Raw genomic sequence first — 20276 nt, forward strand, 5'->3', positions numbered from 1 at the left:
CCGGTCGCCGGCATGGATGAACGAACGACGAAAGGACCGCGCTCATGCACAGCGCAACCGCCAGCGTGCCCACGGCAAGCGGCAGCAAATATCTCCAGCAGCTCTGCAAGCACTGGCAGCACAACCTGACCGTGGAATTCACGCCGGAGCACGGTACCGTGGTCTTCCCGAAGGACGCGCGCGGCGCCGACTATCCCGGCGACGGGCTGGCAACCTTTGATGCCCACCCCGACGCGATCGACGTCAGGATCGACGCAACCTCGCCTGAGCAGCTCGAAGGCCTCAAGGGCGCTGTCGCACGCCATCTCGACCGCTTCGCCTTCCGCGAAGCGCCGCTGCCCTTCGACTGGAAGCACGCCAGCTAGAGTCGTTCCGACCAAACCTAACCGTCATGCCGGACTTGTTCCGGCATCCACGGTGCCGCACATCCATCGGCATGGTTTGCGGCGCCGTGGACCCCGGAACAAGTCCGGGGTGACGCGTCGATTTGGTCACACTCGACTATCAAATGGGCGCCCGGCAAATGGGCGCCTGGCCGCCCCGGCCGATGACGATCCGACTATTTCCCCCGCCGCTCCAGCACCGCCAGATAGGTGTCGAGCACCGCCTGGTTGATCGTTTCCCAGCGATAGCCCGCGGCCTTGGCATGTCCCGCCTCGCCGGCCGCGTGGCGGAAGGCGTCATCCTCGCAGAAGCGCTGCAACGCGTCGGCATAGCCCTGGATGTCGGTCGGATCGACGATCAACCCGGTGACGCCGTCATCGATCAGCCCGACCGCGCCCGATGCCCGTGCCGCGACCACCGGCACCTTCGCCGCCATCGCCTCGAGGGTGACGTTGCCGAAGGTCTCGGTCACGCTCGGGTTGAAGAACACGTCCATCGAGGCGACCGCGCGGCCCAGATCATCGCCCGACTGGAATCCGGCGAACACCGCGTCGGGGATCTCCTGCGCGAACCAGTCCCGCGCCGGGCCTTCGCCCACCACCAGCGTCTTGTGCCGCACGCCCCGCGCGTCGAGTGCGTGCATCGCCTCGGCAAACACGTCGAGGCCCTTTTCCTTCACCAGCCGGCCGAGGAAACCGACCGCGATCTCATCGTCCGCGATGCCGAGGCCGCGTCGCCATTCCATGTCGCGGCGGCCGGGATTGAACCGGTCGTGGTTCACCCCGCGCGACCAGCGCGAGATATGCGCCGTTACGCCCCAGTCGCGCAGGATCTCGCCCATCATCTGGCTCGGCGCGAGCACCTCGTCGACGCGCGAATAGAATTTGCGCTGGGCATTGATGATGATCGGCTCGAGGAAGCCGATGCCGTAATAGCGGACATAGGTCTCGAACCGCGTATGATAGGACGCGACCGAGGCGATGTGGTTCTTCTCGGCATAACGCACCGCGGCGTGGCCGAGCCAGTCGGGTGCCGAGACATGGATCAGGTTCGGCGCGAAGGCGTCGACATCAGCCCGCGTCTTCGCCGGCATGCCTCGGGCTAGCTTGTATTCCGCGCGGCCGGCGGGAAGCTTGAGCGAGGGCACGCTGACCAGGTCGCCGGTTGGGGCGAAGGCGGGGCGGCGGCTGGTCGGGGAATAGACGCGCACCGTCGCCCCCTGTTTCAGCAAATGGCCGACGAGAAGATTGAGCGCCTGGTTCGCGCCGTCGCGTGTATAATTATAGTTGCCGCTGAACAGCGCGACGCGGAGGTCTTTCGCTTGCATTGCGGGCGCATATACCTGCCGGAGCGAAACGCCAATCTCTGCGCTGGGCAGGCCAGGTTAAATTCCGTTCATGCAGGGAGGTGAATCGCGGCTTCGGGCCCCCTACGTTCAGGCGCGAAGGAGACCTACATGACCGATCTGTCCGATTTCCCGATCACCAAACGCTGGCCTGCGCAGCATCCCGACCGCATCCAGCTCTATTCGCTGCCGACGCCGAACGGCGTGAAGGTGTCGATCATGCTCGAGGAAACCGGGCTGCCCTATGAGCCGCATCTCGTCGATTTCGCCACCAACGATCAGAAATCGCCCGAATTCGTCTCGCTCAACCCGAACGGCAAGATACCGGCGATGATCGATCCCGACGGGCCGGGCGGCAAACCGCTTGGCCTGTTCGAAAGCGGCGCGATCCTGCTCTATCTCGCCGGCAAGACGGGCAAGTTCATCCCCTCCAATCCCACCGGCCGCTGGGAGGCGACCCAGTGGGTGATGTTCCAGATGGGAGGCGTCGGGCCGATGTTCGGCCAACTCGGCTTCTTCAACAAATTCGCCGGCAAGGCCTGGGAGGACAAGCGCCCGCTCGGTCGCTACGTCGACGAATCGAAGCGCCTGCTCGGTGTGATGGACGGTGCGCTGGCCGGCAAGGACTGGTTCCTCGGCGACGACTATACCATCGCGGACATTTCGATGCTCGGCTGGGTGCGCAATCTGATCGGCTTCTACGAGGCACGCGAGCTGGTCGGCTTCGACGACTTCAAGAATGTCGCCGCCTGGCTCGAGCGCGGCCTTGCGCGGCCAGCGGTACAGCGCGGCCTCACCATCCCCGCAAAACCGGCCTGATCGACGCCCAAGCCTGACCCATCGCGTCACCCCGGACTTGCTTCCGGGGTCCCCCGTCCCGCACATTCATCGGCCTTGAGGCTGGTGGAACGGTGGATGCCGGAACTAGTCCGGCATGACGAGGTGAAGGTGCGGGAAAAGTTTGTTCCCCTCTCGTTCCTCTTCCGCTAAGGCATCGCACATGGCGAAACCTCAGAAACGCTATGTCTGCCAGGCCTGCGGATCGGTCGCGAACCGCTGGGCGGGCCAGTGCGCCGATTGTGCGGAATGGAATACGCTGGTCGAGGAGGTCGGCGGCACCGTCACGCCGTTCCAGGCCAAGCATAACCTCCAGTCGGGCGGCCGCTCGGTGACGATGGTCGGCCTCGACGCCGATATCGCGCTGCCCGAACGCATGGAGAGCGGTATCGCCGAACTCGATCGCGCGCTCGGCGGCGGCTTCGTCGAAGGATCGGCGACCCTGATCGGCGGCGATCCGGGCATCGGCAAATCGACCCTGCTGCTCCAGGCGGCGGCCAAGATGGCGCTGGCCGGGCTGCCCGTCGCCTATGTCTCTGGCGAGGAGGCAGCCGATCAGGTGAGGTTGCGCGCCCGCCGCCTCGGGCTCGGCAACGCGCCGGTGCAGCTCGCTGCGGCGACCTCCACCCGGGATATCCTGACGACGCTGGGGCAGGGCAAGGCACCCGCGCTGCTGGTGATCGATTCGATCCAGACCATGCATTCGGACCTGATCGAGGGCGCCCCCGGCACGGTCAGCCAGGTCCGCGCCTCGGCGCAGGAACTGATCCGCTTTGCCAAGGAACGCGGCACGGCCGTGGTGCTGGTCGGCCATGTCACCAAGGACGGCAGCATCGCCGGCCCGCGCGTGCTCGAACATATGGTCGACACGGTGCTCAGCTTCGAAGGCGAGCGGAGCCACCAATACCGCATCCTCCGTGCGATCAAGAACCGCTTCGGCGGCACTGACGAGATCGGCGTGTTCGCGATGGTGGCGGAAGGGCTGGCCGAGATTTCCAACCCGAGCGCTCTGTTCCTGACGCAGCGCGACGAGGGCGTGACTGGCACGACCGTCTTCCCCGCGCTCGAGGGTACGCGCCCCGTGCTGGTCGAGATCCAGGCGCTGGTCGTCCGCCTCGCCAGCGGCGCCACGCCGCGGCGTGCGGTGGTCGGCTGGGATTCGGGCCGGCTGGCGATGGTGCTCGCCGTTCTGGAGGCGCGGTGCGGCCTCAGCTTCTCGTCCTGCGAAGTCTATCTCAACATTGCCGGCGGCTACCGCGTGCAGGATCCGGCAGCCGATCTGGCGGTGGCCGCGGCGCTCGTCTCCGCGCTGTCCGAGCGCCCGGTGCCGCCGGACGCCGTCGCCTTTGGCGAGATCGCATTGTCGGGTGAGATCAGGCCCGTCGCGCACGGCGCGCTACGGCTCAAGGAATCGGGCAAGCTCGGGTTCGAGCGCGCCCTGGTGCCGGCGGCGATCACCAACGAGAAGACACCGCTCAAGCTGTCGGGATTCCGCACGCTCGGTCAGTTCGTTGACCATATGCTGGGGCGCGGCTAGCGGTCGCGTCAAGCGCTCCCCACCTTCCGTTCGTGTCGAGTAGGGGTCGAGCTTGTCGAGAACCCGTATCGAGACACATGTTCCTCGATACGCCATCTCGGCGGGCTCGATGGCACTCGGAACGAACGGTGGGTAACAAGGCTGAGATATGGGACTGACCGCACTCGACATCCTCGTACTGATCGCGGTCGGCGGGGCCGCCATCCTCGGCCTGATGCGCGGCTTCGTGACCGAGATACTCTCGCTGTTCGCCTGGGTCGCGATCGTCTTCGCGCTCAAGCTGTTCCACAGCCCGCTCACCCAGGCGCTGTCGGGATCGGTCGGCACGGTCACCGGCGCTGCGGTGCTGTCCTTCGCGATCATCGCGGGCATCACCTATTTCGCCGGACGCGCGGTCGCCAACGCGCTGGGATCGCGCACCCGCGATTCGATCATGGGCCCGGTCGATCGCGCGCTCGGCTTCGGCTTCGGGGCGGTGAAGGGCCTGATCCTCGCCAGCCTCGGCTTCCTGCTCGTCGCGCTGATGACCGATACGGTGCGCGGCGGCCCGACTCACCGCCCCGAATGGTTGACCTCGGCCCGGACCTATCCGCTGCTCAACACGACCAGCGCGAGCATCGCCGATTTCGTCGACCGCCGGCGCAAGGGCAAACCCGTGTTCGGCGCCGCGGACAACGCCACCGAAGCCGCGAATGTCAGCGAGGCTCGGCCATGAACGCCCCGCTCTACAATGCCGAAATCCTGCGCCTCGCCGCGACCATCCCGCATCACGATCGGTTGACCGATCCGATGGGCAGCTCGGAAAAGCGTTCGCCCGTCTGCGGCAGCCGCGTGACCGTCGACGTGAATGTCGACGATCAGGGACGGGTGAGCGAGGTCGGCCTCATGGTGCGTGCCTGTGCTCTCGGCCAGGCGTCCTCATCGCTGATGGGCGCCAGCGTGATCGGTAAATCGCCTGAGGAACTTGCCATTGCGCGCGATGCGCTGACGGCATGGCTGGCAGGCGAGGGGCCCTTGCCCGACTGGCCCGGCTTCGAACTGTTCACCCCTGCGCTGCCGCACAGCGCCCGCCATGCCTCGATCCGCCTGGCGTTCGAGGCCGCCGCCGAGGCTGCCGAGATAGCGCGCGCGCGGCTCGACGCATGAGTGAATCCCTGCTCTTCGATGCGGTGATCCTGCTCGGCTTCGGGCTCGTCTTCGTGCTGATCTTCCGGCGGTTCGGGCTCGGCGCGACTCTGGGCTATCTCGTCGCCGGCGCCTTGGTCGGGCCGCAGGCGCTCGGTCTCGTCGGCGGTGCCGAATCGAAGATCGGCGTCGCCGAACTCGGCATCACACTCCTCCTGTTCATCGTCGGGCTCGAGCTCAATCCACAACGGCTCTGGCAGCTGAAGAAGGAGATTTTCGGGCTCGGCCTGATGCAGGTCGTGCTGTGCGGTATGGCGGTATCGCTGGTGGTGTGGCTGATCACGCAATCCTCGCTCGCCGCCGCGCTGGCGCTTGGCCTGCCGCTTGCTCTGTCCTCGACCGCGCAGGTGCTGCCAATGCTGCAATCGGCCGGCCGCTTGCGCACTCCGTTCGGCGAGCGCGCCTTCTCGATCCTGCTGTTCCAGGACCTGTCGATCGTCCCGCTGATCACCATCGTCGCGGTGATGTCACGCAACCCGGCCGACGCCGCGGGGCCGCCGGGCTGGCAGCTCTTCCTCTACACCGTCATCGCAGTCGCCGGGTTGGTGCTGCTCGGGCGCTATGCGCTGCGTCCCTTGTTCCGCATCATCGGCAATATGGGCGAGCGCGAGATGTTCGTATTTGCCGGCCTGTTCACCGTCATCGCCGCAGCGGCGATCATGGAGGCGCTGCACCTGTCGACCGCGCTCGGCGCGTTCGTCGCGGGCGTCATGCTCGCGGACAGCCCGTACCGGCACGAGCTCGAGGCGGACGTCGAGCCGTTCCGTTCGATCCTGCTCGGCCTGTTCTTCCTCGCGGTCGGCATGATGCTCGATCTCCACGCCATCGCCGAACGGCCGTTCTTCGTGGTCGGCATGGCGCTGGCGCTGATCGTCACCAAGCTGGTGATCATCATGGGCATCGGCCTGCTCTTCAAGATGACCTGGCGTGGCGCGCTCGCGCTCGGCCTGCTGCTCAGCCAGGGCGGCGAGTTCGGCTTCGTGCTGTTCGCCCAGGCGCAGAACGCGATGCTGATCGCGCCCGAGGCGGCCAGCCTGTTCGGCGCGGTCGTCACGCTTTCCATGGCGACCACGCCGTTCCTGATGAAGGCGACCCAGCGCATTCGCACCGAGCCGGAGACTGACGGTGGCACGCGCGAAGGGCCGATGTCGGACGGGGCGAACGCGCTGATCGTGGGTTATGGGCGCTTCGGGCAGACAGTCGGCCAGATGCTGATCGCGCAGGGCGTACCGGTCACCCTGATCGACACCGATATCGAGATGATCGACGTGGCCGGCAGTTTCGGTGCGAAGGTCTATTATGGCGATGGCACCAGGCTGGACATGCTGCGCCAGGCGGGCGGCGGCGATGCGGAGCTGATCCTGTTCTGCACCGATGGCGATCAGATAACGTCTGAGATGGTCGAGGCAGTGCACGAGGCCTTCCCCAAAGCGGCGATCTTCGTGCGCGCCTATGACCGGCGCTCGCTGATCAAGCTCAAGGGCGCGCCGGTGCGCGGCGTGGTGCGCGAAGTGCTCGAATCGGCGATCAAGATGGCGCGCATGGCGCTGTCGAGCCTTGGCGTCGAGGATGAGGAGATCGCCCGCACCGAGGACATGTATCGCGCCCGCGACAAGGAGCGGCTCAAGGCTCAGGTCGAGGCAGGCGACGTTCGCGCCGCGGTAGACAAGGTCATCACCCAGCCATTGCGCGGCACGGAAGACGCCGGATGAAGAACCGGTCGCTCGCCGCGCGGATCGGTTTCGCCCTGGCGGGCTGGAAGACCGCATGGGTGCGTGAGCGGAGTTTCCGGACCCAGGCATGGTGCGCGCTGCTCGCCTTTGTCGCCCTGTTCATGCTGCAGCCGCCGCCGATCTGGTGGGCTTTCGTCGTGCTCGTCTGCGCCTTGGTGCTCGCGCTCGAGCTGATCAACAGCGCGCTCGAGGCGCTGATCGACCTGCTCCATCCGGAGGTGCACCCCGAGATCAAGGTCATCAAGGACATGCTGGCCGGCGCCGTGCTGGCGATCAGCTGCGCGGCATTGTTCGGGGCGGTCGCTTTGGGAGCCGCCTTTGTCTGGGCGCAATTGCTCTCGCTGGAGAGTTGAAGGAACCGTCATGAACCCGATCGCCCTCCTTGCCGCGCTGTCCGGCGCACTTGCCGTCGCGGCCGGCGCGTTCGGCGCCCATGGCGCGAGCGGGGCGGCGGCCGACTGGCTCAAGACCGGCGCGCAATATCAACTGCTCCACGCCATCGCCGCGCTCGCGATATTGCGGCTCGACGCCAAGGGCCCGGCAATCCTGTTCCTCGCCGGTGGGGCGCTCTTCGCGGGCACGCTCTACCTGATGGCGCTCGGCCTGCCGCGCTGGCTCGGCGCGATCACCCCGATTGGTGGCGTGCTGTTGATTGCGGGCTGGCTGTGGCTCGCCTGGCTGGGTGCCCGCAGGGCCTAGATCGGCGCACATCGCCGGCATTGCGTGGCATTTCCGGCTCATTCACTATCCCAATGGATAGTGAACTTGCTCAGCCTTTCTTCTCATGTCATCCTGTCGATCGATCGGCACATGTCGACGACCCGAGGAGAGGACACCATGAAGAAAGCCATTTTCCTGGCGGCGGCCGCTTGTGCCGTCTGTTTGACCGTCCCCGCGTCGGCGGGGCCGAACCTGCCGACCAAGCCGATCGAGCAGAAATATTATGCCGATGGCGCCTGGACGGTTGCCCAGAGCTTCACGCCCGCCGGTTGCGACTCAAAGGGCAATGCCTGCGACATCTTCTACCCCGCCAGTCTCGGCGCGAACGGCGTCCGTCATCCGATCATCGTCTGGGCCAACGGATCGGGCACCACGCCGATCCCGGCTACCACCTATGCCTATCTGCTCCGCCATCTCGCCTCATGGGGCTTCGTCGTCATCGCGACGCGCGACGGCACGACAGGCACGGGCCAGACGGTGATCGACAGCGCCAACTATATCAAGGCGCGCGACACCGACAGCGGCAGCATCTTCTACGGCAAGCTCGATACCACCCGGATCGGCGCGATGGGCCATTCGCAGGGCGCCTCGGGCGCGGTCAACGCGATGCTGAAATCGGGCGGCGCGATCCGCACCGCGGTGACCTTCCATCTGCCGCGGCAGTCCTGGTGCAACCCCGCCAGCAATTGCCTGCTGACGAGCGACCTTGCGGCGGCGGCGAGTGGATCGATCCTCTATGTCAGCGGTTCGACCGATGTGCTGATCTCGCCCGACACCCAGCTCATCCCACCGGGCCAGCTCAACTCGCTGACCGCCTATTACAACGCCACGCCCGCGCCGCTGCTCAAGGCCAAGGGGCTCATCAAGGGCACCGCGCACAACGACGTGCAGGGCAATCCGACCTGCGCCGGCGCCGCCTTTCCGTGCAGCAACGGCGTCCATGGCTATCTCGGTTATGCGACCGCCTGGATGATGTGGCAGCTGATGGGCGCGGCCGACGGCCGCCAGGCCTTTGTCGCTTCGGGCGGCGAGATCTTCACCGAGACGACCAACTGGCAGGGCGTGGCGAGCAACATCCCCTGATCCCGCACTTTCGCTTTGACGGGGTTGCCGATACGCTGCGGCAACCCCCGAAAGGACCAAGTGACGGCATCATCATCGACCAAAGCGCCGGACGGGCCCTCGATCCGCCAGCAACGGCTACAGAATACCGGCAAGGCGATCCTGGCCAGCGCGGTCGACCACTTCTCGCGGCGCGGTTTCGAAGGCGCATCGCTACGCGACATCGCGCAGGATGCCGGCGTCCGGCACGGCATGATCCGCCATATCTACCAGACCAAGGAAGAGCTGTGGCGCCAGGCGATCGCCTTCCTGTTCGATCGCATGGAACGCGAGATGCCGGCCTCCTTGTCGGTGTCAGAGCCCAAAGGCGGCGTGGCCGGCTTCAAGGCCTTTATCCGCTGGTATGTCGGCTATTGCGCCCGGCACCCGGAACATGCCCGGCTGATGGTGCAGCTCTCGATCCTCGAAGGCCCCGAACTGGAATGGACGGCCGAACGCTATATCGGCCAGGGCTATCGCTGGTACCAGCCGGTCATCGAGCGGCTGCGCGAGAGCGGCAAGCTGCCCGATGTCGATCCGCTGTCGCTATCGCTGATGCTCACCGCCGCCTGCCAGATGCCCTATCTGCTCGCGCCCGAGATCCGCGCGGTGGCGGGTCGCGACGTCCATGCGCCGGCTGAGATCGAGGCGCATGCGGAGGCGGTGATCCGGGTGTTCCTGCGGGACTGATGCCCTGCGGCCTAGCGCCGCGCTTCGGGGGCGCAACGCGCGGCATGCTCGCGTTCTTCGCTTGAAAGAATGCCGTCGCCGTCGCTGTCGATGCAGGGAAAGGCAGCCAGCCTGACTTCCAGCATCTCGTCATGTGTCAGATAGCCGTCGCCATTGCCATCCTCGGCGCGGAAATCGGCGGCGATGTCGTTTCTCAGGCGATCGATCTCCTTCGGCACGACCGGCAGCCGCGCCAGCGCGCGCTCGCCCATGGCCGTCCATTCGGCACGGCTGAAGCGCCCGTCGCGATCGGTATCGGACGCGCGGATGACTGCGGTCATCGCCGCATCGCATCCTGCCCGGGTCGAGCAGGACGGCGCCTCTTGAGCGGCCAAAGCCAGCGCCAGGAGCATCTGGCCGCTAACCGGCCTGGCCAGCGTCGAGGAACGCGGCAACATCCTTCAGGTCGACCGATTTGTCGAGGAAGGTCTGGCCGATCCCGCGCGCGAGCAGGAAGGGCAGGGTGCCCGCGTCCATCTTCTTGTCGTGGAGCATGTGCCCGACCAGCGTATCGCCACCGGCCTGAATGCCAGCCGCGGCGACACCGTCCGGCAGGCCGACCGCGCGGAGATGCGCCGCCACGCGTTCGGCATCCTGGCCCGGCGCCAATCCCTTTGCCGCCGAATAGCCGAACGCCAGCGCCATGCCCGCCCCGATCGCCTCGCCGTGGAGCAGCCGGTCCGAGAAACCAGCCTCGGCCTCGAGCGCATGGCCGAAGGTATGGCCGAGATTGAGCAGCGCGCGCACGCCGCTCGTCTCGCGCTCGTCGGCCGCGACGATGCGCGCCTTGGCCGCGACCGAATGGGCGATGGCATGGGCGCGCGCCGCCGGGTCGCCCGCGAGCAACGCCGCCGCATTGGCCTCGCACCATTCGAAAAAGGCGATATCGTCGATCAGCCCATATTTCACCACCTCGGCATAGCCCGCGCGGACCTGGCGCAGCGGCAGCGTGTCGAGCACCCGCGGATCGATCAGCACGATGGCCGGCTGGTGGAAGGCGCCGATCAGGTTCTTGCCCGCACGCGCGTTGATCGCGGTCTTGCCGCCGACCGAGGAATCGACCTGCGCCAGCAGGGTGGTCGGGATCTGCACGAAGCCGCAGCCGCGCTTCACGACCGCGGTGGCGAAACCGACCAGGTCGCCGATCACGCCGCCGCCCAGCGCGATCACATGGTCGCCGCGCTCGACGCCCAGATCGAGCAGCCGGTCGGTCAGCTGCTCGAGCGTCGCCCAGCTTTTCGATCCCTCGCCTGGCGCCAGCACGATCGCCTCGCTCGCGACGCCCGCCGCGGTGAGCGAGGCCTGCAACGTCGCCAGGTGCGGCAGGACGTTCTCGTCGGTCACGATCGCCATGGTCCGCCCGCGCGACAGCGGAGCGAGGCGCTCTCCCGCCCGTGCCAGCAACCCATCCTCGATCACCACCTCATAGCTGCGCGCGCCGAGGGAAACGGTGATGCTGGTCATAAGCGCAGGGCTTTCAGGATCGAGTTCACGGTCGATTCGTGCGGCGCGTGATGGCTGGGCACACGGATATGGGCGAGCGCGTAGATCGGATTGCGGATCTTGGCCAGTTCGTCGAGCACCTGCCGCGGATCGCGATCGCGCAGCAACGGGCGGGTGTCGCGGCGGCCCACCCGGTCGGCCAGCACGGCGGGATTCGCGTCGAGCCAGATCGACAGCGCCTGTTTCAGGATCAGGTCGCGGGTGTCGTCGTTGATGAATGCGCCGCCGCCGGTCGCGATCACCTTGGGCGTGCCGTCGATCAGCCGGGCGATCACCCGGCGCTCGCCGTCGCGGAAATGCGCTTCGCCGAATCGCTCGAAGATATCGGCGATCGACATGCCGGCGGCCGCCTCTATCTCCGAATCGGCATCGACGAAGGGCAGGCGCAGGCGCGCCGCCAGGCGCCGGCCGACGGTGGATTTGCCGGCACCCATCAGCCCGACGAGCACGATCGGCAGGCCGGTCCAGTCCGGGATGGGGGGGCGCCTTTGCAACATGGAAGCGGGGGCTATACAGCGAGCCCGCGTCTCGGGCAAAAGGCCGCGCGCAGTAGAATTTCTCACGTCTGTGTTAACGCGTCTGTACAAGGTTCGCTCATGTCCCGTCCGCTGATAGCGCTTATCGTCATCCTGGTCGTCGTGGTCGGGGGCCTGTTCGTCCTGGCCGGGCGTACGAACGAGAAGCCGCTGACCCGCGTCGAGAAGGTAGTCCCGCTTGCGAATCTCTCGAACTAGCGTCGCGCTCGGCGCGATTGCCGCGGTACTTGTCGGCGTGGGGCTTCCCGCGCTGGGCCCCGCTACAGGCCAGGACAAGCCCGAATCGCTGCTGCCGCCCGGCTTCGGCGATCCCGTCGCGGCGCCTGCGCCGACGCCTGCACCTGCGCCATCGGGGCCGGCCTCGCCGCGTCCCGCGCCGACGGAGACCACGCCGGCGGATGGCGTTCTGCCCACTCCCACTGCATCGGCCACGCCGGGGGTTCCCGTCCCGGTCGATCCGGCCGTGCTCGCGAAGTACGACATGCCGGACTATGCGCGCCGCTCGCTGGCGTCGGTCGGTCCGGTCGGTCCCGATGGCGGCGGCCTGGGTCCACGCGCGTTCGGCAATGCCGATGGTCATTATCTCGAAGCGCTGATGCGCCGTCTCGACGTGCCGGTCGCGTCGCGCTGGCTGTCGATCGCGCTGCGGCGCGCTCTGGTCTCGCGGGTCGATACGCCGCGCGGCATCAACGGCGCGGATTTCGCCGCCGAGCGCGCCTGGCTGTTGCTGCGCATGGGCGAATCGGTCGCGGCACGCGGCGTGGTGCAGAGCGTCGACGGCGACAATTATACGCCCAAGCTCTACGAGATCGCGATGCAGGCCGCGCTGGCGACCGGCGATCCCGGCGCCTTGTGCCCGGTCGTCGAAGGCGGCGCGCTGCTCCGCCGCGAGCGCGGCTGGGTCGTGGCGCAGGCGATCTGCGCCGGCCTCGCCGGCGAACCGCGCAAGGCCCAGTCGCTGATCGCCTCGGCGCGCAATTCGGGCCTCGCCGGCGGAATCGACCTGCTCCTCGCCCAGAAGATTGCCGGTACCGGCGCGCGCGGCCAGCAGGCGGTGACGATCGAATGGGACAATGTCGATCGCCTGACCGCATGGCGCTACGGCCTCGCCACCGCGGCGGCGGTCGAGATACCCGAACCGCTGTTCGCCACCGTGCTCCCCAACGTCCAGGCGTGGCGGGCCCAGTCGCCGGCGCTTACCGCCCGCGTACGCGCGGCGCCCGCCGAGCAGGCGGCGGTACGCGGTGTGTTCTCGAACGCGGCACTGGTCGACCTGTACGGCGCGATCGATGCCGAGGACGATCAGTCGCTCGCCGAAAGTGGCATCGCCCGCGATTTGCGCAGCGCCTATTCAGCCGCCGATATGCAAGGCAGGCTCGACGCGCTGAAGCAGCTCTGGGACGAACCCAAGACCCCGGACGCACGGTTCGCCCGCCTGATCCTCACCGCGCGCGCCGCGGCGCGCATTCCCGCCGGTACCCAGGGCGCCGACGCCGACCGGATCGTCGCCTCGATGCTGACCGCCGGGATCGACCGCGGCGCGATGCGCTGGCAGGCGAGCGTGCCAGCCGGCGGCGATGCCTGGGCGATGCTCGCGCTCGCCGATCCGGCGCCGGCCTCATCCACCTGGTCCGACGTCAACCGCTATTCGGGCGCGAACGATTCGAGCGGCCTGAAGAAGCGTCTGTTCTTTGCCGGCATGGCCGGGCTCGGCCGCCTGTCGGCCGATGATGTCGAGCGCGGCGCGCGTTCGCTCGACGTGCAGATCGGCCTCGACAATGCCTGGACCCGCGCGCTCGCGCGCGCCGCGCAGGGGCGCGAGCCCGGCACGGTGCTGGTGCTGGCCGCCATCGGTATGCAGACCCGGTTGTGGCAGGGGGTGCCGCCCGAGGCGCTCTACCATATCGTCACCGCACTCCGGGCGGTCGGCCTGCAGGCGGAGGCACGGATGATCGCCGCCGAGGCCCTGGCGCGGCTTTGACCGGCGCGCCCGGCCCGGGCAACGACCGAGCGCTGATCGAGCGCTTCCTCGAGATGATGGCCGCCGAGGCGGGGGCCGCGAAGAACACCATCGCCGCCTATCGCAGCGACCTGGCGCTCGCCTCGGACTTCCTGGCGGGTGGCCTAGCCGCGGCCTCGGCCGACGATCTTGCCCGTCTCGGCGGCCAGTGGCTCGAACTTTCCCGGTCGAGCGTGGCGCGCAAATCCGCCGCGCTTCGCCGCTTCTTCGCTTTCCTCGCCGACGAAGGCCACCGTGCCGACGATCCTGGCGCCGCACTGCCTCGCCCGGGGGCGCAGCGCCCCTTGCCCAAGGTGCTCGGCCATGACGATGTCGATCGGCTGTTCGCCGTGATCGCGGCGCGGATCGCGCGCGTGCCGCCCGATCCCAACGACCTGCGGCTCTCCGCCCTGGTCGAACTGCTCTACGGGTCGGGCCTGCGCGCGACCGAGCTGGTTTCGCTCCCGCGCAACGCCATCGCGCCCGACCGGCCCTATCTGATCCTGCGCGGCAAGGGCGGGCGTGAGCGGTTGGTGCCGATCTCGGATCGCGCCCGCGCGGCGGTGGCGGCGTGGCGCGCTCATGTCGCGCCCGACCGCCTGTGGCTCTTCCCTTCGGGCAAGAGTTTCCTGTCGCGCGTGCGACTCTATCAATTGCTCAAGGGGCTGGCGGCCGAAGCCGGCATTCCGCCCGATCGGGTCAGCCCCCACGTCCTGCGCCACGCTTTCGCGACTCACCTGCTGGCGGGCGGCGCTGACCTGCGGGCGCTGCAATCGATGCTGGGCCATGCCGACATCGCCACGACCGAGATCTACACCCATGTCGATGCCAGTCGCCTGGTCGAACTGGTCAACACCCGCCATCCTCTCGTTGACGTGAAGAGGCGCGGGGCCTAACCGACGCGACCGATGGCAAGCTTCCTCGATTTCGAGAAACCGATCGCCGAGCTCCAGGGCCGGATCGACCAACTCCGCGAGACCGCAGCCGATGGCGCGGTCGATATCGATTCGGAGGTCGCCCGGCTCCAGGCCAAGTCCGACAAGCTCCTGCGCGAAACCTATTCCAGGCTGACCCCGTGGCAGAAGACGTTGGTCGCCCGCCACGGCGAGCGCCCGCACTTCAAGGACTATGTCGCCGGACTGTTCGATGATTTCATGCCGCTGGCCGGCGACCGGGCGTTCGGCGACGATCAGGCGATTCTCGGCGGCTTCGCGCAGTTCCGCGGCCGCAAGGTGATGGTGATCGGCCATGAAAAGGGCGACGACACCGCCAGCCGCCTCCGCCACAATTTCGGCATGGGCAAGCCGGAGGGCTATCGCAAGGCGATCCGCCTGATGCAGCTCGCCGACAGGTTCGGCCTGCCGGTGCTCACCCTGGTCGACACCTCGGGCGCCTTTCCCGGCGTCCAGGCCGAGGAACGCGGTCAGGCCGAAGCCATTGCCCGCTCGACCGAACAGTGCCTCGCGCTCGGCGTGCCGCTGATCTCGGCGGTGGTGGGGGAGGGCGGCTCGGGCGGCGCGATCGCACTCGCCGCCGGCAACAAGGTGCTGATGTTCGAGCATGCGGTCTATTCGGTGATCTCGCCCGAGGGCTGCGCGTCGATTCTGTGGCGCACCGCCGACAAGGCGGCCGAGGCGGCCGAAGCGATGAAGGTCACGGCGCAGGACCTGAAGGAACTTGGCGTGATCGATGCGATCGTGTCGGAGCCGCTGGGCGGCGCGCACCGCGACCCGGCGTTGGCCATCGCCAATCTGGGCGACGCACTCGATGGGGCGCTGGCGGAACTGGACAATCAGGGTGCCGATCAGCTGCGCCGTGGGCGCCGCGACAAATTCCTGGCGATCGGCAGGCTCTGACGAAGATGGAAGCGCCGGCGGACTCCGGGGGGAGGTGCCGCCGGCGCACTCCCGACTACGATGCTTTCATGTTCGACGAGACATTCTCGAAGGTGGTCTTCAGCTGATTGCCCAGACCCTGCATCGCCGCGATGGCGGCGACGGCGATCAAGGCGGCGATCAGACCATATTCGATGGCGGTTGCGCCCTTCTTGTTGCGCAACAGCTTCCGTACAACGTTCATCGTTTCTTCCCCGGCAGGCGCCGGAAGACGAACGCCGCCGCCCGTTCCGCCTGCGCAACGGTTTTGCGCGCCGATCTGTTAACGCGATCATCTAACTCAGGGGTAACAGGGCGGAAACCAAACCGTTTCGGTTGCGTTTCTTTTTCGGGCGGGCACGAAAAGGGCGGCGGAACCGAAGTTCCGCCGCCCCGATCTCGTTAGCTGGTGAGAGCTTACGAAGCCTTCATGTTCGAAGAAACGTTCGAGAAGGTCGTCTTCAGCTGGTTGCCCAGGCCCTGCATCGCGGCGATCGCGGCGACGGCGATCAGAGCGGCGATCAGGCCGTACTCGATTGCGGTGGCGCCCTTGCTGTTCTTGATGAACTTGCGGATGGTCTGCATGATTCCGGTCTCCAATGGTTCTAAAGCTTCAGTACCCGGCTGAACCGGTTGGAACCGGACCAGCAGACTCAGGTCTAGGTGCGCTAGGTTGAGAAAAGTTTAAGCTGAGCCGAGGAATTTTACGGAACCAATCAGCCGCCCGTGCGTGCGACCTCGATTTTGGTATTGACGTTGCCCCACATGCCCGTCGTCACGTTCGCCAGTTCGACGAACGAGGCGACCATCGTGATCACGACCAGCGCGGCGATCAGGCCATATTCGATCGCGGTTCCGCCCTTGCGGTCCTTCGCCAGCTTTCTGATCATGGTGAACAGCATCAAGGGTTCGTCCCGGCCCGAATTTGTTGCCGAATGCTAATCTGGGAGCGTTAATGAATGGCGAAGACCAACCAAGACCCTGCGATTTCAACGCTTTTCCCAGTGGTCGCGGTGGCGCTGGTCGATCGTGAAAGGCGAGTGCTGGTGCAGCGGCGCCCTCCGGGCAAGATGATGGCAGGGTTATGGGAATTCCCCGGCGGCAAGGTCGAGCCCGATGAGACGCCGGAGGCCGCACTGATCCGCGAACTCGCCGAGGAATTGGGGATCGCGGTGAGCCCTGCCGCGCTCGAGCCCGCTGCCTTCGCCAGCGAACCGCTCGCCGGCCGCCATCTGTTGCTGCTGCTCTATATCTGTCGCGTCTGGCAGGGCACGCCTCATGCGCTCCATGCCGAGGAGCTTCGCTGGTGCCTGCCCGAGGCGCTGTACGACCTCGCCATGCCGCCGGCCGATCTGCCGCTGATCGCCCGATTGAAGGCGCTGGTCTGAGTCGGGGGGTCTGAATCGGGGTCCGAAACTGGGGCTGGCAGGGATTCTGTGATACGCCGACGGGGGGCGAAACGGGGGGACGGAGAATGGCGGGACGGCCGTTGCTCAAGGGGCTGCGCGCAAAGGCCTGGGTGATCCTGCCCGGGCTCGCCGTGCTGGCGGTCATGCTTGCCCTGCAGATGGTCGGGGTGCCGGCGATCGACCGCGTCGGATCGCTGCTGTTCGATAGCTATCAGCGCGCCAAGCCGCGCGCCTATCAGGATGCCGGCGTCCGCATCGTCGACATCGACGACGAGACGCTGCGCCGGCTCGGTCAATGGCCCTGGCCGCGCACCGACGTCGCCGATCTTACCCGGCGCCTCACCGAGGCCGGCGCCGCCACCGTCGCCTTCGATATCGTCTTTTCGGAGCCCGACCGCACCTCGCCCACGCGGTTGGCCGAGCGGATGAAGCGCCAGGGCGGCAATGAGGCAGCCATCGCCGCGCTTGATACGCTGCCCGACAATGATGCCGTGCTCGCCGAGACGTTCAGGAATTCGAACGTCGCGCTCGCCTTTTTCCTGACCGACGACAAAAAGGGGGGGCAAGTCGAACCGAAGATGGGCTTCGCGGTCGCCGGTTCGCCGCCGAGCACCGGCAAGGCGACCTATACCGGTGCGATCCAGCCGCTTCCCGCGCTCCGCGACGCGGCGGCCGGCCTGGGTTTCGTCAGCCTGCCGCCGGACAGCGACGGTATCGTGCGCAAGGCGCCGCTGATCTCGACCCAGAATGGCCAGTTGCTGCCGTCGCTCTCGCTGGAGGCGCTGCGCACCGCCTATCGGACCCAGTCGGTGATCGTGAAATCAAGCGATGCCAGCGGCGAATTCAGCGGCGACGGTTCCAATGTGGTATCGCTCAAGGTCGGCGATTCGGAGGTGCCGACGACCCGGTCGGGCCAGCTCGTCATGTATTTCACGGCGCCACATCCCGAGCGCATCGTGCCGGCATGGAAGGTCCTGACGGGCCAGATGTCGGCGGCTGAGATGCAGCGCAATTTCGAGGGGCAGGTGGTCTTTATCGGCACCAGCGCGCAGGGCCTGTACGATCTGAAATCGACCCCGATCGCGCAGACCGAGCTTGGCGTGGTGGTCCATGCCCAGGCGCTCGAACAGATCATCACGAAGAGCTTCCTGCGCCAGCCCGACTGGGCGAGCGGCGCCGAGCGGACCGCTTTGCTCCTGCTCGGCCTGATCATGGCCTTTTCGCTGCCCTGGCTCGGCGCGACGCGCGGTGCGATCCTTGGCCTGGTCATGGTCGGCGGCATGGCGGGCGGAAGCTGGCTGGCGTTCAGCCGTGAACAGATGCTGCTCGATCCGACCTGGCCGGTGCTCGGCCTCACCCTCGTCTATGTCATCGAGACGGCGCTGACCTATTATCGCGAGGAACGGCAGCGCGCGTACATCCACCAGGCGTTCGACCGCTATCTCTCGCCCGAGATGGTGAAGCGCATCGTCGACGATCCCGGCAGCCTGAAGCTCGGCGGCGAGGAGCGCGAGATGACCGTGCTGTTCTGCGATATCCGCGGCTTCTCGCGCCTGTCGGAGAAGCTTACCCCGCAGGAGATCATCCAGTTCCTGATCGCCTTCCTCACCCCGATGTGCGACATCTTGCTCGCCCGCAAGGCGACGATCGACAAGTTCATCGGCGATGCGGTGCTGGCCTTCTGGAACGCCCCGCTCGACGACCCCGATCAATATGCCAATGCCGCACGCGGCGCGCTCGGCATGACCAGGCGGCTGCGCGAGATCAATGTCGAGATGCGCGGGCGGAGCGGCGGCGTCTGGCCGGGCGAAGTCAGCATCGGCATCGGCCTGAACGCGGGGCCGTGCTGCGTCGGCAATATGGGTTCGGCGCAGCGGCTCAATTATTCGCTGATCGGCGACACGGTGAACCTTGCCTCGCGGATCGAAGGCATGACCAAATATTACGGCCTGCAGATCGCGATCGGCGAGGATCTCAGGCGGCACCTGCCCCAGTTCGCGATCGTCGCGCTCGACCATGTCCGCGTCGTCGGCCGCGACGCGCCGGAGGAGATATTCGCCCTGCTCGGCGACGAAAGCCTCGAGCAGGAACCGTCGTTCCGCGACTTCGCGCTGCGCCATCAGGCGATGCTCGACGCCTATCGCGCGCAGGACTGGGCCAGGGCCGACGCGCTGGCCGGGGCGGGCCAAGCGGCGGCGACCGGCTACGGCCTGCGCAAATTCTACCTGCTGATGCGCGAGCGGGTGGCGCATTTCGCCGCGAACCCCCCGGGCGAGGGATGGGACGGGGTATTCTCAGCGACGGAGAAGTAGCCGTAAAAAAAGGGGTCAGAGTGATTTATCACCGGAGCCCTGGATCAATAAATCACTCTGACCCCTTTTTTCACGGCACGCCCAAGGCGCCAGCCTCGGCCTGCAGCCGCGCCTCTTCCCCCGGATTGGCCGCCACCGCCGCCTTCAGCGCCGCGCTTGCTTTGGCCGGCTCGCCCAGGGTCATCCGGCTGCGCATCAGCATGATCCAGCCGTCGGCATTGCCCGGATTGGCCTGGAGCTTTGCCTCGAGGCTGGCGACCATGCCCTGCACCATCGCATCCTGCTCGTGCGGGGGCAGGGCGGCGGCGGCACGCATCTGCTCGGCGTTCGGCCTGGGGATCGGCGCCGCGGCGGTCGAGCCGCCCGGCACCAGCGGATGCGGCGCCGGCTGCTTCACCGCGGCCAGCCGTTCGGCCACCTCGATCGTGTTGATCTTGCCGACCTGCTCGATCGTCCGGCGCAGGTCCCGCTCCCAGGGCGCCCCCGGCGGCGTGTCCTGCAGCAGCGCGAACCAGTCGCCGATCGCGCCCCGGTGATCGCCGGCCAGGTCGCGCGCCACGGCCAGGAAATAGCGCGCCCGAGGATCCTTCGGGTCGATCGCCGCCGCCTTGCGGAAGGCTGCCAGCGCGGGGGCCGGCATCGGGCTGTCGGCGCTGGCCATCACGCGTGCTTCCCCGAGCGCGGACCAGATATCGGCACGCCCGCCGGCGACCGCTGTCCCACGCTCGTACGCGCGCGCCGCTTCGGCATAGCGGCCGGCATCGAACTGCGCCTGGCCGAGCGCGAGCCATGCGTCGGGATTACTGGGTTCGGCCCGGGTGCGTTCCTCGATCGTCGCCAGAGTGGCTGGCTGGCCGGGCAGGGGCGAAGCTGCGGGAGACGCAGTGTTTTTCTCGGGATCGGCGCCCCGGAGTGCTGCCCATGACACGGCCGCGACCAGAATCAGGCCCGCGAATACCAGCAGGATCAGTCCGGTCCTCGACTTTTGCTTGGCCGCTTCCATCGCTTTCCTTGGCTTTACCTCGTTGAGGCTGGCGCCCCACGTCCACGATGCTAGTGTGTACGCGCCGGC

The 20276-nt window shown here is 67.3% G+C and carries 24 protein-coding genes; 16 read left to right on the top strand and 8 right to left on the bottom strand.

Features of this window, described 5'->3' with window-relative positions:
• Nucleotides 1-44: 44 nt before the first annotated feature.
• Nucleotides 45-365: a DUF2218 domain-containing protein gene (locus AC1RT8_RS00215; protein WP_493072904.1), complete on the top strand. Its 321-nt coding sequence runs from the start codon at nt 45-47 to the stop codon at nt 363-365.
• A 194-nt stretch (nt 366-559) separates the two neighbouring features.
• Here AC1RT8_RS00215 and AC1RT8_RS00220 read toward each other — a convergent pair whose 3' ends face one another.
• The gene (locus tag AC1RT8_RS00220) at nt 560-1711 is read right to left on the bottom strand and encodes a glycosyltransferase family 4 protein (RefSeq protein ID WP_493072907.1); all 1152 of its coding nucleotides are present in this window, start codon (nt 1709-1711) and stop codon (nt 560-562) included.
• Between the two features lie 129 nt (nt 1712-1840).
• Between AC1RT8_RS00220 and AC1RT8_RS00225 the strand changes: the two genes are divergently transcribed.
• The 9 genes from AC1RT8_RS00225 to AC1RT8_RS00265 all read left to right on the top strand — a co-directional run bounded on the left by AC1RT8_RS00225 (nt 1841) and on the right by AC1RT8_RS00265 (nt 9532).
• Entirely contained in the window at nt 1841-2548 is a 708-nt protein-coding gene (locus tag AC1RT8_RS00225; RefSeq protein ID WP_493072910.1) for a glutathione S-transferase family protein, read from the top strand.
• A 181-nt stretch (nt 2549-2729) separates the two neighbouring features.
• The gene (gene radA, locus AC1RT8_RS00230; RefSeq protein ID WP_493072913.1) at nt 2730-4103 is read left to right on the top strand and encodes a DNA repair protein RadA; all 1374 of its coding nucleotides are present in this window, start codon (nt 2730-2732) and stop codon (nt 4101-4103) included.
• A 148-nt stretch (nt 4104-4251) separates the two neighbouring features.
• A complete protein-coding gene (locus AC1RT8_RS00235; RefSeq protein WP_493072917.1) occupies nt 4252-4818 on the top strand; it encodes a CvpA family protein in 567 nt (188 codons plus the stop codon).
• Nucleotides 4815-5249, top strand: coding sequence for an iron-sulfur cluster assembly scaffold protein (locus tag AC1RT8_RS00240; RefSeq protein ID WP_493072918.1), 435 nt, complete (start codon nt 4815-4817; stop codon nt 5247-5249). Before AC1RT8_RS00235 ends, AC1RT8_RS00240 begins: the two co-directional genes overlap by 4 nt.
• Complete coding sequence (locus AC1RT8_RS00245) at nt 5246-7000, top strand: cation:proton antiporter domain-containing protein (protein ID WP_493072919.1); 1755 nt, start codon at nt 5246-5248, stop codon at nt 6998-7000. Before AC1RT8_RS00240 ends, AC1RT8_RS00245 begins: the two co-directional genes overlap by 4 nt.
• On the top strand, nt 6997-7374 hold the full coding sequence (locus AC1RT8_RS00250; protein WP_493072921.1) for a diacylglycerol kinase: 378 nt from the start codon (nt 6997-6999) through the stop codon (nt 7372-7374). The genes AC1RT8_RS00245 and AC1RT8_RS00250 overlap by 4 nt, the downstream gene beginning before the upstream one ends.
• Nucleotides 7375-7384: 10 nt before the next feature.
• Nucleotides 7385-7720 (top strand): DUF423 domain-containing protein, encoded by a 336-nt coding sequence (locus AC1RT8_RS00255; RefSeq protein WP_493072923.1) that lies wholly within the window; start codon nt 7385-7387, stop codon nt 7718-7720.
• A 138-nt stretch (nt 7721-7858) separates the two neighbouring features.
• Nucleotides 7859-8824, top strand: a complete 966-nt coding sequence (locus AC1RT8_RS00260; RefSeq protein WP_493072926.1) for a poly(ethylene terephthalate) hydrolase family protein — start codon at nt 7859-7861, stop codon at nt 8822-8824.
• 60 nt (nt 8825-8884) lie between these two features.
• The gene (locus AC1RT8_RS00265; protein ID WP_493072930.1) at nt 8885-9532 is read left to right on the top strand and encodes a TetR/AcrR family transcriptional regulator; all 648 of its coding nucleotides are present in this window, start codon (nt 8885-8887) and stop codon (nt 9530-9532) included.
• Nucleotides 9533-9543: 11 nt separating this feature from the next.
• On the opposite strand, the gene AC1RT8_RS00270 is transcribed toward AC1RT8_RS00265, so the two are convergent.
• The 3 genes from AC1RT8_RS00270 to AC1RT8_RS00280 form a co-directional block, all read right to left on the bottom strand.
• A complete protein-coding gene (locus AC1RT8_RS00270; protein WP_493072933.1) occupies nt 9544-9852 on the bottom strand; it encodes an EF-hand domain-containing protein in 309 nt (102 codons plus the stop codon).
• Between the two features lie 79 nt (nt 9853-9931).
• Nucleotides 9932-11035: a 3-dehydroquinate synthase gene (gene aroB / locus AC1RT8_RS00275; RefSeq protein ID WP_493072935.1), complete on the bottom strand. Its 1104-nt coding sequence runs from the start codon at nt 11033-11035 to the stop codon at nt 9932-9934.
• Nucleotides 11032-11571, bottom strand: a complete 540-nt coding sequence (locus AC1RT8_RS00280; RefSeq protein WP_493072938.1) for a shikimate kinase — start codon at nt 11569-11571, stop codon at nt 11032-11034. The genes aroB and AC1RT8_RS00280 overlap by 4 nt, the downstream gene beginning before the upstream one ends.
• Nucleotides 11572-11670: 99 nt before the next feature.
• Between AC1RT8_RS00280 and AC1RT8_RS00285 the strand changes: the two genes are divergently transcribed.
• From AC1RT8_RS00285 to AC1RT8_RS00300, 4 genes are read left to right on the top strand one after another with little or no spacing between them, the layout of a single operon-like run.
• Nucleotides 11671-11808 carry a hypothetical protein gene (locus AC1RT8_RS00285; RefSeq protein ID WP_372853378.1) on the top strand — a complete coding sequence of 46 codons (138 nt, stop codon included), beginning with the start codon at nt 11671-11673 and terminating at the stop codon, nt 11806-11808.
• A gap of 37 nt (nt 11809-11845) precedes the next feature.
• On the top strand, nt 11846-13591 hold the full coding sequence (locus AC1RT8_RS00290) for a hypothetical protein (RefSeq protein ID WP_493072944.1): 1746 nt from the start codon (nt 11846-11848) through the stop codon (nt 13589-13591).
• Nucleotides 13588-14505 carry a tyrosine-type recombinase/integrase gene (locus AC1RT8_RS00295; RefSeq protein WP_493072947.1) on the top strand — a complete coding sequence of 306 codons (918 nt, stop codon included), beginning with the start codon at nt 13588-13590 and terminating at the stop codon, nt 14503-14505. Before AC1RT8_RS00290 ends, AC1RT8_RS00295 begins: the two co-directional genes overlap by 4 nt.
• A gap of 12 nt (nt 14506-14517) precedes the next feature.
• Nucleotides 14518-15465: an acetyl-CoA carboxylase carboxyltransferase subunit alpha gene (locus AC1RT8_RS00300; RefSeq protein ID WP_493072950.1), complete on the top strand. Its 948-nt coding sequence runs from the start codon at nt 14518-14520 to the stop codon at nt 15463-15465.
• A 55-nt stretch (nt 15466-15520) separates the two neighbouring features.
• On the opposite strand, the gene AC1RT8_RS00305 is transcribed toward AC1RT8_RS00300, so the two are convergent.
• From AC1RT8_RS00305 to AC1RT8_RS00315, 3 genes are all read right to left on the bottom strand, one after another.
• Nucleotides 15521-15688, bottom strand: coding sequence for a Flp family type IVb pilin (locus AC1RT8_RS00305; RefSeq protein ID WP_493072952.1), 168 nt, complete (start codon nt 15686-15688; stop codon nt 15521-15523).
• Nucleotides 15689-15900: 212 nt separating this feature from the next.
• Nucleotides 15901-16068: a Flp family type IVb pilin gene (locus AC1RT8_RS00310; RefSeq protein ID WP_493072954.1), complete on the bottom strand. Its 168-nt coding sequence runs from the start codon at nt 16066-16068 to the stop codon at nt 15901-15903.
• A 131-nt stretch (nt 16069-16199) separates the two neighbouring features.
• Nucleotides 16200-16373, bottom strand: a complete 174-nt coding sequence (locus AC1RT8_RS00315) for a Flp family type IVb pilin (protein ID WP_493072956.1) — start codon at nt 16371-16373, stop codon at nt 16200-16202.
• 69 nt (nt 16374-16442) lie between these two features.
• Between AC1RT8_RS00315 and AC1RT8_RS00320 the strand changes: the two genes are divergently transcribed.
• Nucleotides 16443-16871, top strand: coding sequence for a (deoxy)nucleoside triphosphate pyrophosphohydrolase (locus AC1RT8_RS00320; protein WP_493072959.1), 429 nt, complete (start codon nt 16443-16445; stop codon nt 16869-16871).
• Nucleotides 16872-16957: 86 nt separating this feature from the next.
• Complete coding sequence (locus AC1RT8_RS00325) at nt 16958-19204, top strand: CHASE2 domain-containing protein (RefSeq protein WP_493072962.1); 2247 nt, start codon at nt 16958-16960, stop codon at nt 19202-19204.
• Nucleotides 19205-19274: 70 nt separating this feature from the next.
• Here AC1RT8_RS00325 and AC1RT8_RS00330 read toward each other — a convergent pair whose 3' ends face one another.
• Nucleotides 19275-20207: a tetratricopeptide repeat protein gene (locus AC1RT8_RS00330; RefSeq protein ID WP_493072965.1), complete on the bottom strand. Its 933-nt coding sequence runs from the start codon at nt 20205-20207 to the stop codon at nt 19275-19277.
• Nucleotides 20208-20276: the final 69 nt, after the last annotated feature.

The organism is Sphingomonas sp. GW821-FHT10F11, assembly GCF_058809095.1.